We start from the raw sequence: 15,117 nt of genomic DNA on the forward strand, positions 1-15,117 counted from the left end.
GTAATTTATTTACAATTCTTTTTTTAGGTAACTTACAATTCTATTAGAAGCTAGACCATCACCATATGGATTATTGGCTTCTGACATTTTGATGTATAATTTCTTAATATCAAGTAAATTAGATACTTCTTGAATTATTTTTGATTTATCGGTACCTACCAATTTAACTGTACCGGCTTCTAATCCTTCGGGTCTTTCCGTAGTATCTCGCATAACCAATACAGGTTTACCAATACCAGGGGCCTCTTCTTGTATACCACCAGAATCCGTTAGCACTAAATAACTCTTACTCATTAAAAAAACGAATGGTAAATATTCTAATGGCTCAATAAATATAACATTATCAAGTGCATTACTTCCAAATACTTCTGAAATTGGTTGTCTGACATTTGGATTTAAATGCATTGGATATAAGAAATCTACTTTGGGATATTTATTTGCTAATTCTTTTATTGCTTGACAAATATTTAGAAAACCAGTTCCGAAATTTTCTCGTCTATGCCCAGTTATTAAAACTAATTTCCGAGTATGATTCATCCAACCTTCTAATTTGGATGAGGAAATGGCCATTTTTTCTAAGGCTTGAATAATACCAGATTGTAAATCACTAGTATCTTTAATTTTTTTCAATACTAAATGTAAAGCATCAATTACTGTATTACCAGTTACAATAATTTTATCCTCATTCACTCCCTCGCTTAAAAGATTTTGTTTACTTAGTTGGGTAGGAGCAAAATTATATGTAGCGATGCGTCCTGTAATTTGTCTATTCATTTCTTCAGGCCAAGGAGAGTATATGTTTTTGGTTCTAAGACCTGCCTCAATATGTGCTACGGGAACTTTTTGATAAAATGCAGCTAAAGCTGCTGCGGTAGACGTAGTTGTGTCACCATGAACAAGTACTAAATCGGGTTTCACCTCTGTTAATACAGTTCTTAAATTCAATAAAACTCTTGAAGTTATATCATATAGATCCTGACCTTGCTTCATAATATCTAAATCATAGTCAGGTATAATATCAAAAAGAAGTAGTACTTGATCTAACATTTCACGATGTTGTGCGGTAACACAAATAATCGTTTCAAATGAGGAAGCGTTTGCTTTAAATTCTTTGACTAAAGGTGCCATTTTGATGGCTTCTGGTCTTGTGCCAAAAACTAATAATATTTTTTTCATAAATATTTCTTTAAATTTTTTAATCTGAAAATTTTTATTACAAATTCAATATTTTTAACACCTAAAAATCTCATTAATTTCCTTTTAGTTTCAGTAAGTTTTTTTTTCTTAGAAGACATCCATGATCCTGAAAAATGATGAATACAATATGTGTTGCTAGTAAGTTCAATTTTGCCTGAAACTTGTGATTTTGGACAAAAATAATCCTTTGGAAAAATATGAATTTCATCATTAATACATTGATATTTATTATTAGGGATAAAACCTAATTCTTTGGTCATTTTTCCTATGGTTGCTGTATTTGTTAGAGTGTCATAAGTGCCATCAGGTAAAATGAAAGAACGATTATTATAGTAAGATAATAAATATTTAACCCAGTATCCCCCTTTTTGACTTGCCATAATCCCTGTAGGAATATTTATTTCATCTTCAAATCCCGAAAAAGCAGGGAACTGAAGGAAATAATCCATATTCTTAATAACTTCTACATCAGTATCCATGTAAACACCGCCATGATGATATAAAGCATATAACCTGACATAATCTGTTACAAATGCATACTTTTTGGACTCATACGCTTGTTTGGTATATAAATTAGAGTTTAAATCAAATGAATCTTCATTCCAGATCATTAACTCATAATCAGGTAAATATTTTTTCCAAGATTCCATACAAATCTTAGCTAATTTTGGCATTTCTCCACGACCGAACCAACAATAATGTATAATTTTAGGTATCATTTCTTTTTCTATTAAGTTTTAAAATAAAATTTGGTGTTAAGGTTTTTAAAGCAAGTTTAAAACAATTATAGTTTCCAGTATAATAAGGCAATGATTTAATAATATAACCAAGCCCAACCATTTTGTTTTTAAACGATCCTTGCGATACGGTATAGGCTTTGTTGTAAAAGAGTCTATGCATTATAAAACGCCATTCTTTATGACTAAACCTTTTTTTATGCTGTAATTCAACTTTATGCAAAGTATCAAGTGCCTTTATTATTTTGTCATGAGCGGCTAATGAAATTCTAATATCAGAATGCTCTACCAAGGTTAATAGTTGTTTGTTTAGCACACCGATTTTATAATTGTTTTCTAAAAATTTATAATGGAAGTATTTATCTTGAAATCTTGGTATTTCAGAAAAGCCATCTAACTTAATAAACACCTCTTTTTTTATTAATAGCATGGAGGTGAATAGGTTGCCATCTAAAATGGCTTCTTGTAATGTGACCCCACGCGCTATATTTTCGCGAGATTTTATTTGCTCGTTGTTTTCATCTATCCGGTACATAGAGCATATACAGGCATCTAAATCTTTATGATTATTAATAAAATTTACTTGTTCCTCTATTTTTGTTGGTTCATAAAAATCATCATCATCTAAAAAGGCAATAAAATTGCCTTTAGCGGCAAAGGCTCCCGTATTTCTTGCCTCGCAGCCCCCCTGATTTGTTTTGTGGGCTATATATATGATTTGATTGTTATCTAAATAGGGTTGTAGTGTTTTTTTTGTTTCTGCACTATATTGATTGTCTCCATTATCGTCTACCACAATAATCTCTATATTGGGATAGGTTTGATTTAATACGCTATTAATTGCTATGGGTAGGCGATTACTGCGTTTATAGGTTGGTATGATAATGGATACTAGATTCATTGTTTTATTAGTTTAAAAAATAAATCGTCCCATAATGGCATGATATTTTCTTTATTAAAACGTTTTGCATTTATATAGGCCTCTTCCGATTTTTCTTTTCTTAATCTATCGTTATTTAAAAGTAATTCACAATGCTTAATAAAGGCTGTTTCATCATTCATAGGGATTAAAAAGCCCCCTTGATTATGTTTAATAATATCGCTTGGGCCACAGTAACAATCATAAGAAATAGCAGGTACCCCATGTTGTTGTGCTTCAACAATGACCATCCCGAAACCTTCTCCTTTAGATGTAAATAAAAACAATTGTGATTCTTGGTATTTTTGATTAATACTGTTACTATTCCCTTCTAAGAATACACTATCTTGTAAGTTTAATTTTTCAATTTGTTTTTGCAAAACAGGCCTATAAGTTCCATCTCCATAAATATGTAATGTCCAGTGATTCGTATTATTTAACTTAGACCATATTCTAATTAAATTTGAAAACCCTTTTCTATCATTTTGCATACTGCCCACTGAAATGACTTTTTTAGGACGCGTTAAAATAGCATGCTTCCCATCAGCTGTAGACTCTATATAATTAGGTATCACATTTACATTTTTAATATGTTTCCATTCTTTTTTGTCTTTTTCAGTAAGCAATATCAAACTATTATAGTTTTTAAATTGTTTAAAATAGAATTGTTTAATGAGTCTGCTTTTTATTCTGGTTGACAATGGCAGTTCTTTTTCAAGTAATTCTGATGCTTTTCTTGAAAAATGATATTCTCTAATTTTTGGGATGTGTTTACAGATATAGGGAATGATAAAATCTTCGTAACCCCGTTCTGGAACTATAATGATATCGGGGTTTAGTGTATTAATCTCTTTGGTATATACTTTTCGTAACGTAATGATATTTTTAAGAAAGCTAATCCCTTTAATGCCTCCCGATATCATATTTTTAATATGTAAGTCTTTACAAGTGACATTTTTAGATACAGGGAAACTTATTGGTTTATTATTTTGATCTGAAATAAGAATGGTTACATGATGCCCTATAACCTCTGCAAAATAGTTTGCTTTTGCCGTAATGACTTTTTCCATGCCACCAGTGCTGGCTAATGATGGAATGCAAAATAATATATGATATTTATTTGCCATGTTTTTCTATAAATTGATCAATTGGTAGATAAAAGTCATTGATATGTTTCTTTATCTTATTATAATCCCAGTTCCACCAAGCTATTATATTTAATGAACTTACTAGTTTATCATCATGCTTCATCTTAATTAGTTTAGCAGGACTACCTCCAAACATTGCATAATCAGGCACATCTTTTGTAACGACCGAATTTGCCGCTATAATGGCACCATTTCCAATAGAAACCCCTGGCATAATGTAGGATCCCATTCCAATCCAAATATCATTACCTAAAGTAATACCTTCCTTTTGTTTTTTATTCTTAGCATCTAATAAAAATTCAGTTGGAATTCTTTCTTTGAGAGGATAGTTTGTAACTGGTGAGTCTGTATGATTGCCTTCGTCCATGATAAAATTCACATTGTTTGCTATACTGCAATAGTTACCTATTATTAATTTTGCATTTGACCAACGCCAAACCTTAGCCCCATTTGCATAGGTGCCCACTCCTTTAATTGTGAAATTGTCATCTTGTAGCAAGGTATAATCTGTTTTGTTTAACATCATTTGATAATCAAACCCCAACACTCTCCATAAGATATGTCTTAATCTACGTATCATTTTATTAATTGTTATAGATTTCTAAAAGTTGTTTGTTACAAGCGTTATTAGAATAATAATCAAGAACAAATTGTCTCGCATTTTTACCAAATTCTTTTCTTAATGCCCAATCATTTAAAAGTTCTTCTAGTTTATTGGTATAAGTCTCTATATCCATTTCATCTACTAAAAACCCTGTTTTATTATTGATTAGGGTATATGGCACTCCCCCAGAAGCAAAAGCCACCACAGGTATGCCACAAGCTTGCGCTTCAATGGTTACGACACCTTGTGTTTCTCTACGACCATAGTTATCATAATTAGAGGTCATTAAAAATATATCAGAATTTAGTAGTAATTCTTTTATCTCTTCTTGAGATTTATTTTTCTCTAAAATGATGTTATCATCCAACTGATAGTTTTTAATGATATTCGTTAAATTATTATATTCTGGTCCTGTACCTACAATATGATATTTTATATTATACCCTTTTTCAATTAGATTTTTTACCGCTTCTATTCCTAGATAATGACATTTAAATGCCATAAGCCTTCCAATAGAAATAAGATGAATCGTTTTTGATTTTAAATTTTTATTATAAGAAGCATCTGGTTTAAAAAAATCGGTATTGATAGACATGGGTAATATTATAGAACCGGAGAACCCCAAGTCGTTTAGGACTTCTTTTAAATAAGGTGTGTTTACTGTAATTGTATTACTATGTTTAAAGACATATTTATAACTCATTATTAGGTTGCGTTTACTTTTTACATCTTCTGAAGCTGCATCATAGCCATGAAACGTAGTTATTAATTTTGAATGAATAACCCCTAGTTCTTTTGCTAAAGCAATGCCAATGGCATTTTGTCCAAAATGAGCATGATAGACATCAAACGTGTTGAGATTTAATAGCGGATACAGCTCATAATAGGCATTCATATTAAAATTACTAAAACCAAATTTAAAGGGGTTTAACAGTATTGTAAAGAATTTAAACGCTTTTAAGCTAGTAAACGCCAGGCTTAAGGCTGTAAAAACCCTCACTAGTTTGTTTTTTGGCATTCCTTTTTTTACAACGACCTTATCAAGCAATTGGTACTTAAGCAAAATATCTTGTTGTGTTGTCTCTTGTAATGATTGTTTATGATTTGCTAAAATAACAACCTCCATACCTGCATCTAGAGCCGCAACGATATGATTAACTATAAATGTTTCCGATTTAGCGGGAAACCCATTAACACTGAATAGTATTTTAAGTTTTTTATTCAAATCTTTATTTTAAAATTTTGTTTATCAGATTATTTGACATCATATAAAATCTTTTAAATAAATCCCTAAAGCCTTGATTTATTATAAACAATAGTGAGCCATACACTAAAACTGCAATAATAGAAGTCTTTATAGCAAGATATATCCAGTCTATTACCGTTGTTATTTTATCTGAAAGGACTACATTAAATAAAATATATTTTATAATTATTAGGGTACCAATAAATGGCATCGCCAATTTAAAAAACCCAATCCAATATTCAGAAACTGATTTTTCGAAACCTTTACTATATAAAAAATAAGGTTTCCAAGGCACAATGATTAGTAATGTACTTAATATAGACCCTAAAATGATTCCTGAGATGCCCATTAATTTTCCTAGTATTATTGAAATTATAATATTTAAAACGGCTTGAGTTGTAGGTGCCCATATATCTTGAAATAGACCATAAGCATTTAGGAAATTTTCAATGGGAATTATAATTTGACCTAAAAAAAGGCTGATTAGCAATAATAATAAAATTGTAGGATCCATGATATATTTTTCCCCCAGCCATAATGTAATAAAAGGTTCTGTTAAATACAATAATGTAATAAAAAGGAAGCCTCCAATAAAGAAACGTAAAGCCATCATCTCCCAAAACACTTTTTTTATCTTTTTTGAATCATTTTCAGCTACCAAATTACCAATAGCTGCTTTTGTACCCTCAAAGAAATTATTAAGTAAAGAAGTTGCTTTTCCAAAAACTAGTAAATAGTTGTTATAATAAGCTACACTTTCTAAACTTACATAAATGTAAATCATTAATTGATCTGTAGACGTAAAAATTACATGTGAAAATTTATGAAAAAATACTTGCTTTATTTTTTTAAATATATCTTTATAATTGACTAAATCCTCTTTTGATGCTATTAAATTAAATTTCAACCATAGATATTCTTGCCTTACTTTCCAGCGTATTATAACGGCATAAATAATTGAAAAAATAAACTCTAAAATTATCCATAATAAAAAACTTTGATAATAATAAGCTATAAGTGATTGTAAAATTATTCTTAATAAATTAGCACTTTGATAATATATTGCTATGATATAACCTTTTTGGTCAGTATATAATAAGGTTTGATGATAGTTAACAAAATAGCCTAATAAGGAGTTGGTAAGAAACACATAAAAACATAAATATATAATTGGAAGTGAAATTGTTACTTTTGAGAAAATTAAAGGAAAAAAGCACGATACAACTATAGCTATAATTAAAACAATAATTCCAATTTTTTTATAAATATAACCTAAGACAGATATAATTTTGTTAATCTCATCATGATTTTCATCATATAGCGGTTTATAAAGAAAAACCCCAATAGTAGTCCCTACACCTAATTCTGCTAAATTTAAAAAACCTAAAATATTACTAACTGTTGCCGTTAAACCTAAAAATTCTGGGCCTAAATAGTCAAGAAAAATTTTTCTTGAGAAAAAGGCAACTAAAGTAAAAAGAATATAAAAAATTAAGCTTATTCTAGCATTTTTTATTGTTTTTTTTGTTCTCGACATTTAAAACTCTTTATTATACTTAGTTGGAATATTTATATATTATAATCGCCCATCTACATTCTCAGTAAGTATCCCCTTAACATCGTATAAGACGCCCGTAGTATTTAATAAGGCTTTTAAATTTAAGTTTAAAAACTCCTGATGAGCTACCGTTAAAACAACGGCATCAAAAGACTGAGTGGGTTCTTCTCTGGTAGTTATTAACCCATACTCATGCATCACTTCCTCTGGATTTGCCCAGGGATCGAAAATGGTGAGTTGGGTTCCAAAACTTTGCAGTTCTTTAATAACATCTACTGCTTTGGTGTTCCGCACATCTGGGCAGTTTTCTTTAAACGTAACACCCAATATTAATATCTTAGCCCCTTTAATTTTGATATCTTTTTGTAGCATCAATTTAATAACCTCCATGGCTACATATTTGCCCATACTGTCATTAAGGCGACGTCCTGCTAAAATAATTTCTGGATGGTAGCCCACTTCTTGTGCTTTTTGGGCTAAGTAATACGGGTCGACCCCAATACAATGGCCACCCACTAAACCGGGTTTAAAGGGTAAAAAGTTCCACTTCGTACCTGCCGCTTCTAAAACCGCGTGGGTATCAATATCCATCAGATTAAATATTTTAGCCAACTCATTGACAAAGGCAATATTGATATCACGTTGCGAGTTTTCAATGACCTTAGCAGCTTCGGCTACTTTGATAGTAGGAGCGAGGTGTGTTCCTGCTGTAATGACTGATGCGTATAAGTCATTTACTTTCTTCCCTATCTCAGGGGTTGACCCTGCCGTTACTTTTAATATTTTATCTACGGTATGCAGTTTATCACCTGGATTGATACGTTCTGGTGAATAGCCTGCAAAGAAATCTTGATTAAATAGCAAGCCACTTGCTTTTTCTAAAACCGGAATACAGTCATCTTCAGTTGCTCCAGGGTAAACGGTCGATTCATAAATGACTATATCGTCTTTCTTCAAGACCTTCCCAACCGTTTCACTGGCTTTATATAAGGGCGTTAAATCGGGTCTGTTATTTTTATCCGTTGGCGTTGGCACCGTAATGATGTAATAATTACAGTCCATGATATCTTCTAGCATAGCTGTACACCATAAGCCATTCCCTTTACTGTTTTTTTCTTTTAAAGCTGGTTTTAAGATATGTTCCTCCACTTCAAGAGTGACATCTTTCCCTGCTTGTAACTCATTGACGCGGGTTTGATTGATATCGAAACCAACCACGTCGTATTTAGTTGCAAACAATCTTGCTAATGGTAAGCCGACGTATCCTAAGCCGATAATGGCGATTTTAATGTCTTGCATATGGTGGGGTTTTTTTGTTGATTCGTTTATTTAGTTATTTGTTTGTGTCTGTTCTCGATACAATTTTCTCATTCTTCGAAAATCACTAGGTTCTCGATACTATTTTCTCATTTTTCGAAAATCACTCGAACTGACATTATGTTGTTTATTTGTTGATTCGTTGATTTGGTTATTTGTTCTCGATACAATCTACGTCGTTCCTCTGTAGATCACTCGAACTGACATTTTTGTTGTTTATTCGTTTATATGGTTCTTGATACAATTTTCTTGTTTTGCGTTTATTCGTTTATTGTTTTTATCGATACGATTTTCTTTGATTTCGACTGCGCTCAATCTGACAGAAAATCACTCGAACTGACAAGGTTATTTAAATGTTTTTCCAATACCAACTCACAGCCTTTTTAAGACCGTTTTGGATATTGTATTTGGGGTTATAGTTTAATAATTGTTTTGCTTTATCAACCGAGGCCAGGGAATGTGGAATATCGCCTGCGCGGTTTTCACGGTGCTTGATCGGGATGTTTTGAATGTCCTTATCGAACTCTGACAGATACTCTTTTAATAATTCTACTAATTGTAATAAGGTGGTTCTATCACCATAGGCCGTATTATAGACCTGATTGAGCGCTTCTTGATTGGTTGTGGTTAGTGCTAATAGATTCATTTGAACCACATTATCAATATAGGTAAAGTCTCTTGAATAACTCCCATCTCCATTAATCACAGGGGATTCGTGCTTCATTAATTGCTGTACGAACTTAGGAATGACTGCTGCATAGGCTCCATCGGGGTCCTGACGTTTGCCAAAGACATTAAAATACCGTAAACCAATGGTATCTAACTGATAGGTTTTGTAAAAGATATCGGCGTATAATTCATTCACATATTTGGTAATGGCATAAGGAGACAGGGGTTTTCCAATCACATCTTCTACTTTAGGTAAGGCTTCATGATCGCCATAGGTGGACGAACTCGCAGCATATACAAACCGTTTGACGCCTGCATCTCTGGCTGCTACCAACATATTTAAAAAGCCCGAAATATTCACCGCATTGGTGGTGATGGGGTCTTTAATCGATCGTGGCACAGAGCCTAAAGCCGCTTCATGCAACACATAGTCTGACTGATGGCAGGCTTGTTGGCAATCCTCTAAGTTTCTGATATCGCCTTCGATTAATTTGAAGTTTGGATTATCAAGAAAGGGCTGGATGTTTTCACGCTTTCCGGTGGAAAAGTTATCTAAACACACGACCTTTATATGATGGTTAAGCAGCGTCTCACAGAGGTTAGAACCTATAAAGCCTGCGCCTCCTGTAATTAACACTTGCTTACCCTTAAGGACATCTTGTTGTTCTTGGGTCATTTGATTTGGGTTTTGTTAATAGCGACACAAATATGTGAAAAATATCTTAATGTTAGACTATTATTATATGAAGTCCTTGTTTTTACGATAAACGTCCTTAGCTAAGGGTGTATGTGGTGATTTTGTCGGTGTATTGGTGAATAGATGGTTAGAAGGGTAGAATTTTAGAATTTAATTCCTAGTTAAATTAATGAGATTACTTCGCTTTGCTCGTAATGACGGTCAGATAGATGGTTAGAGAGTTAGAGAGTTAGAGAGTTAGAATTTTAATCATTGTAAAAGAGAGAGCTCAACCAATGAGATTATTTATGTATTTTTTTTGATACATGGGGATTCATGAATGCTTTGCATTTACTTTACTTTGCTCGTAATGACGGGTATTTACGTCACTGCGAGGAGGGACGACATGGCAGTCTGTTTGTTTTGGAGTGAGAGGTGAGAGGTGAATAGATTGTTAGATGGGTTAGAATTTTAGAATTTAGTTCCTAGTTCAATTAGTAAGATTACTTCGCTTTGCTCGTAATGACGAGTAGGTTAGATGTTTAGAGAGTTAGAGAGTTAGAATTTTAATCATTGTAAAAGAGAGAGCTCAACCAATGAGGTTATTCATGCATTATTATTTTAATAAATCGGTATTCATGAATGCTTTGCATTTGTTTCACTTTGCTCGTAATGACGGGTATTTACGTCACTGCGAGGAGGAACGACGTGGCAGTCTGTTTGTTTTGGAGTGAGTGGTGAGTGGATTGTTAGATGGTTAGATGGTTAGAATTTAATTCCTATTTTAATTTATAAGATTATTCACGTATTTTTATTTGATACATGGGAATTCATGAATGCTTTGCATTTACTTTACTTCGACTGCGCTCAGTACAGGCTGCGCGTAATGACGGGTATTTACGTCACTGCGAGGAGGAACGACGTGGCAGTCTGTTTGTTTTGGAGGGAGTGGTGAATGGTGAGAGATGGTTTGATGAGATTACTTCGCTTTGCTCGTAATGACGGTCGGTTAGATGGTTAGATGGTTAGAATTTAATTTCTATTTCAATTTATAAGATTACTTCGCTTTGCTCGTAATGACGGTTGGTTAGATTGTTAGAGGGTTAGAATTTTAGAATTTAGTTCCTAGTTCAATTTATAAGATTATTCATGTATTTTTATTTAATAAATTGGTATTCATGAATGCTTTGCATTTATTTTACTTCGACTGCGCTCAGTGAGGCTATTATTAATAATGGATGGTTAGACGGTTAGAGGAACGCAAGGGACGCACTATAACTGTTCTCGATACAATTTTCTCATTCTTCCAAAATCACTCGAACTGACAATGTTCTCGATACAATTTTCTCATTCTTCCAAAATCACTCGAACTGACAATGTTCTCGATACTTTGTTTTTGTTGTTGATTTGTTTATTTGTTGATACTGATTGCAACATCATGTCAAAACTCAAAAAAAACCATGCTTTTGCTCAAAACATTAGAAGATTGTTATGAAATTTCAGATTTTATTGCGTTATTTCTTTAGTATTCACTAAAATGATAAAAATAGTATCGACCATCTGTTGATGTTATAGATAAAATTATTTTGAACATGCTGTTAACCGATTTTAACAAGGATTTCAGCGAATTAACCATTTGTTCATACCGTTGCATTAAAACAATTACTAAATTTACACCGTAAAACTCAAAATTGAATTGATTGATAGCAAATGAATTCGCTTACATGTTTAATATAACACTATGACATAGTATTTGATTTGGCATTTTTAAGTGAATAAATTAATTAATTGATTTTGTTTTTATGAATGGGGGAGTTCACAAAACACATGTATAATTTATAATAATGGATAGGTAACTAAAGTTTGTTGCCCTACTATTGTTATGTTTAAAAATACCTGTTTGAGAATGTGCCCAAACAACCATGATTGCTAATTTTATGTTGACAAAGACCAAACTATATTTATCATCACCTCACATGGGTGGAACAGAGCATGCGTATGTTGCGGATGCTTTTGACACCAATTGGATTGCGCCTTTAGGGCCTCATGTAGATGGTTTTGAAAAAGCGATTGAAACCTACTTAGATGCTGAGTCGCACGTGGCTGTATTGAGTTCAGGAACGGCTGCTATTCATTTAGCCTTACAATTAGCAGGTGTTGGTCCGGGCGACGATGTACTCTGTCAAAGTTTTACTTTTTCGGCCTCTGCTAATCCTATTCTGTATCAAGGAGCGAATCCTATCTTTATTGATAGTGAACCTGACACCTGGAACATGAGTCCGGAACTCTTAGAAACGGCTATTAAAGATCGGATTAAACATCACAAGAAACCCAAAGCCATTATAGCGGTGCATTTGTATGGTATGCCTTATAAAGCCCGTGAGATTACTGCCATTGCAAAATCCTATGAGATTCCTGTCATAGAAGATAGCGCTGAAGCGTTAGGGAGTACGTATTTTGGACAAAAATGTGGCACCTTAGCTGAATTTGGTATTTTATCCTTTAACGGTAATAAAATCATTACCACTTCTGGTGGTGGTGCTTTAATAACCAAAGATATAGCGCTTAAGCAACGTGCTGTATTTTTATCGACACAAGCTCGTGATGCGGCGCCCCATTATGAACATTCTGTTGTTGGTTATAATTACAGAATGAGTAATGTGTTGGCTGGCATAGGTCGGGGGCAAATGGAAGTCCTTGATGAGCGTGTTCGAGCCAGAAGAGCCAACTATCAGTTTTATAAAACACAGTTATCCTCCTTTAACTCCATACAGTTTTTAGAAGAACCAGAAGGTTTTTTTGCGAACCGATGGTTGACTTGTGTGATTTTTGATTCGTATGAGCAACGTGAAACCGTTCGTTTGGCTTTATTAGCGGATGATATAGAATCCAGACCTTTATGGAAACCCATGCATTTACAGCCTGTGTTTAGCAACACAGCATCGTATACCAATGGGGTTTCAGAACATTTATTTAACCATGGGCTCTGTTTGCCTAGTGGTTCCAATTTAACACAAGACGATTTAGATCGTGTCCTGCAAATCATATTAAATACTCTCTCATCATGATTAAAAATTACCTAGCGTACTACTCACAAAAATATGCCTCAAAATGGCTTGTTTTGGCTATAGATTTAAGTTTAATTGTTGTTACATTTTTACTTACCTATCTCATTAGATTTAACTTTACGTTAGATTTTGATGTTCAGGCGCTTTTGATACAAGTCCCTGCGATTGTAAGCATTGCGGCTCTTAGTTTTTTAATTGTCGGCTCTTTTAAAAGTGTGATTCGCCATACTGGATTTACAGATGTTATTAATTTGTTTAAATCTATCACCTTGATGTCTTTTATTGCCGTGTTTTTAGTGGTTTTAAATAGACTAACGGGACTTGTTCCAAAATTTACGATTCCTTTATCGATTATTGTGATTCATGCGATGTTAAGTTTTATGGCATTAAGCTCTAGTCGCTTGTTGTTTAAGATCGCTTTTAGATATGCTAAGTGTCGTTTTAATTCGTCTAAGCGCGTTCTTATTTATGGGGCTGATGATGCGGCTATTACCACATATAATGCCTTGGTAACAAATATGAAAACCCGATTTAGTGTGGTTGGTTTTATTGCCGATAGTCCGGTAAAAAAAGGAAAATTGATTGATGGCGTGCCTATTTTATCGTACAATAAAATAACGCAGGCGTTTTTAAAAACACATCAAATTGATGAAATCGTGGTCGCTACGCAAACCTCTTCGACCGATAAGCTTATTCATTTAGTAGAAAATTCGGTGGATTCCAATATTAAAGTGACTAAAGTTCCCCCTGTAGAACAATGGATTAATGGTGAATTAAGTACGAGTCAAATTAAAACCTTCCAAATAGAAGATCTTTTAGGGCGTGCGCCGATTCAAATTGACAACCCTAATTTAAAACAGGAGTTTAATGGAGAAACCATTGTGGTTACCGGTGCTGCAGGATCTATAGGCAGTGAGTTGGTCAACCAACTATCAAACTATGATTTGAAACATTTAATACTTATCGATCAGGCCGAATCGCCTTTATACGATTTAGAACAAGACTTAAAACGACAAGGGAAGCATAATTTTACATCGATTGTGGCTGATATCCGTGACGGTTTGAGAATAGATGGTATTTTTCAAGAATTTAAGCCTACGATGGTATTTCATGCAGCAGCCTATAAGCATGTGCCTTTGATGGAGGCCTCGCCTTATGAATCCATTAAAATCAACGTGAATGGTACCAAAATTTTAGCGGATATAGCGTCCAGATATAATGTTAAAAAGTTTGTATTTGTGTCGACTGATAAAGCTGTGAACCCTACCAGTGTGATGGGGGCTACGAAGCGTTTGGCAGAAATGTATATTAGTTGTCTTCAAAAAGAAAGCAAAACCAAGTTTATCACCACGCGGTTTGGGAATGTCTTGGGCTCTAATGGTTCTGTGATTCCGTTGTTTAAAAAGCAAATTGAAAATGGCGGACCATTAACCTTGACTCATAAAGATATCACGCGATATTTTATGACGATTCCAGAAGCATCGCAGTTGGTTTTGGAAGCAGGCACTATGGGTAAAGGTGGTGAAATATTTATTTTTGATATGGGTGAATCTGTTAAGATTTATTATCTTGCCTTAAATATGATTAAATTGTCGGGCTTACGTTTTCCAGAAGATATTGATATTAAAATTACCGGCTTACGTCCAGGTGAAAAATTATATGAGGAATTGTTGGCTAACGGAGAGAATACCTTATCAACCTATCATAAGAAAATAATGATTAGTAAAACTAGGGAGTTAGATCATGAAAAAGTAAAAGCTGCTATTGAGTCGTTATGTATCACCAATCGTTTTCAAAATAATAATATTGTATTGAAGATGAAACAGCTTATTCCTGAATACAAGTCTAATAATTCTGATTTTGAGAAATTTGACAGACGAGTTCGTGTGCATGAAAAGGCAAAAGATATTCTTTCTAATACGGTTGATAAAACCTTTATAAATATTAATTAATTCTTATCGCTATTATAAATTCCCCC

Annotated in this window: 11 protein-coding genes; 2 read left to right on the forward strand and 9 right to left on the reverse strand. The window is 33.3% G+C overall.

The window, feature by feature from the left end; translation table 11 throughout:
• Positions 1-9: 9 nt before the first annotated feature.
• From wecB to G5V56_RS14745, 9 genes are all read right to left on the reverse strand, one after another.
• Positions 10-1,176, reverse strand: coding sequence for a non-hydrolyzing UDP-N-acetylglucosamine 2-epimerase (wecB, locus tag G5V56_RS14705; RefSeq protein WP_166966449.1), 1,167 nt, complete (start codon positions 1,174-1,176; stop codon positions 10-12).
• Positions 1,173-1,916 carry a glycosyltransferase family 32 protein gene (locus tag G5V56_RS14710; RefSeq protein ID WP_166966450.1) on the reverse strand — a complete coding sequence of 248 codons (744 nt, stop codon included), beginning with the start codon at positions 1,914-1,916 and terminating at the stop codon, positions 1,173-1,175. The genes wecB and G5V56_RS14710 overlap by 4 nt, the downstream gene beginning before the upstream one ends.
• Complete coding sequence (locus tag G5V56_RS14715; RefSeq protein WP_166966452.1) at positions 1,906-2,835, reverse strand: glycosyltransferase family 2 protein; 930 nt, start codon at positions 2,833-2,835, stop codon at positions 1,906-1,908. The genes G5V56_RS14710 and G5V56_RS14715 overlap by 11 nt, the downstream gene beginning before the upstream one ends.
• On the reverse strand, positions 2,832-3,980 hold the full coding sequence (locus G5V56_RS14720; RefSeq protein ID WP_166966454.1) for a glycosyltransferase family 4 protein: 1,149 nt from the start codon (positions 3,978-3,980) through the stop codon (positions 2,832-2,834). Before G5V56_RS14720 ends, G5V56_RS14715 begins: the two co-directional genes overlap by 4 nt.
• On the reverse strand, positions 3,970-4,581 hold the full coding sequence (locus G5V56_RS14725) for a CatB-related O-acetyltransferase (RefSeq protein WP_166966456.1): 612 nt from the start codon (positions 4,579-4,581) through the stop codon (positions 3,970-3,972). The genes G5V56_RS14720 and G5V56_RS14725 overlap by 11 nt, the downstream gene beginning before the upstream one ends.
• Positions 4,582-4,585: 4 nt before the next feature.
• The gene (locus tag G5V56_RS14730; protein ID WP_166966458.1) at positions 4,586-5,830 is read right to left on the reverse strand and encodes a glycosyltransferase; all 1,245 of its coding nucleotides are present in this window, start codon (positions 5,828-5,830) and stop codon (positions 4,586-4,588) included.
• A 4-nt stretch (positions 5,831-5,834) separates the two neighbouring features.
• On the reverse strand, positions 5,835-7,388 hold the full coding sequence (locus tag G5V56_RS14735; protein ID WP_166966460.1) for a lipopolysaccharide biosynthesis protein: 1,554 nt from the start codon (positions 7,386-7,388) through the stop codon (positions 5,835-5,837).
• 39 nt (positions 7,389-7,427) lie between these two features.
• Positions 7,428-8,708, reverse strand: a complete 1,281-nt coding sequence (locus G5V56_RS14740) for a nucleotide sugar dehydrogenase (RefSeq protein WP_166966467.1) — start codon at positions 8,706-8,708, stop codon at positions 7,428-7,430.
• 367 nt (positions 8,709-9,075) lie between these two features.
• On the reverse strand, positions 9,076-10,071 hold the full coding sequence (locus tag G5V56_RS14745) for an SDR family oxidoreductase (RefSeq protein ID WP_166966469.1): 996 nt from the start codon (positions 10,069-10,071) through the stop codon (positions 9,076-9,078).
• 1,937 nt (positions 10,072-12,008) lie between these two features.
• Between G5V56_RS14745 and G5V56_RS14750 the strand changes: the two genes are divergently transcribed.
• Together G5V56_RS14750 and G5V56_RS14755 are read left to right on the forward strand one after the other, a co-directional pair.
• On the forward strand, positions 12,009-13,139 hold the full coding sequence (locus G5V56_RS14750; RefSeq protein ID WP_166966471.1) for an aminotransferase class I/II-fold pyridoxal phosphate-dependent enzyme: 1,131 nt from the start codon (positions 12,009-12,011) through the stop codon (positions 13,137-13,139).
• Positions 13,136-15,091, forward strand: a complete 1,956-nt coding sequence (locus G5V56_RS14755) for a polysaccharide biosynthesis protein (protein WP_166966473.1) — start codon at positions 13,136-13,138, stop codon at positions 15,089-15,091. Before G5V56_RS14750 ends, G5V56_RS14755 begins: the two co-directional genes overlap by 4 nt.
• Positions 15,092-15,117: the final 26 nt, after the last annotated feature.

The organism is Yeosuana marina (assembly GCF_011762485.1).
Lineage (GTDB): Bacteria > Bacteroidota > Bacteroidia > Flavobacteriales > Flavobacteriaceae > Yeosuana > Yeosuana marina.

Excerpts from the sequence above, each read along its gene's own strand:
- G5V56_RS14740 (WP_166966467.1), bottom strand. The coding sequence starts at position 8,708 with ATGCAAGACATTAAAATCGCCATTATCGGCTTAGGATACGTCGGCTTA.
- G5V56_RS14710 (WP_166966450.1), bottom strand. The coding sequence starts at position 1,916 with ATGATACCTAAAATTATACATTATTGTTGGTTCGGTCGTGGAGAAATG.
- G5V56_RS14745 (WP_166966469.1), bottom strand. The coding sequence starts at position 10,071 with ATGACCCAAGAACAACAAGATGTCCTTAAGGGTAAGCAAGTGTTAATT.
- G5V56_RS14735 (WP_166966460.1), bottom strand. The coding sequence starts at position 7,388 with ATGTCGAGAACAAAAAAAACAATAAAAAATGCTAGAATAAGCTTAATT.
- G5V56_RS14755 (WP_166966473.1), top strand. The coding sequence starts at position 13,136 with ATGATTAAAAATTACCTAGCGTACTACTCACAAAAATATGCCTCAAAA.
- G5V56_RS14750 (WP_166966471.1), top strand. The coding sequence starts at position 12,009 with ATGTTGACAAAGACCAAACTATATTTATCATCACCTCACATGGGTGGA.
- G5V56_RS14720 (WP_166966454.1), bottom strand. The coding sequence starts at position 3,980 with ATGGCAAATAAATATCATATATTATTTTGCATTCCATCATTAGCCAGC.
- G5V56_RS14715 (WP_166966452.1), bottom strand. The coding sequence starts at position 2,835 with ATGAATCTAGTATCCATTATCATACCAACCTATAAACGCAGTAATCGC.
- G5V56_RS14725 (WP_166966456.1), bottom strand. The coding sequence starts at position 4,581 with ATGATACGTAGATTAAGACATATCTTATGGAGAGTGTTGGGGTTTGAT.
- wecB (WP_166966449.1), bottom strand. The coding sequence starts at position 1,176 with ATGAAAAAAATATTATTAGTTTTTGGCACAAGACCAGAAGCCATCAAA.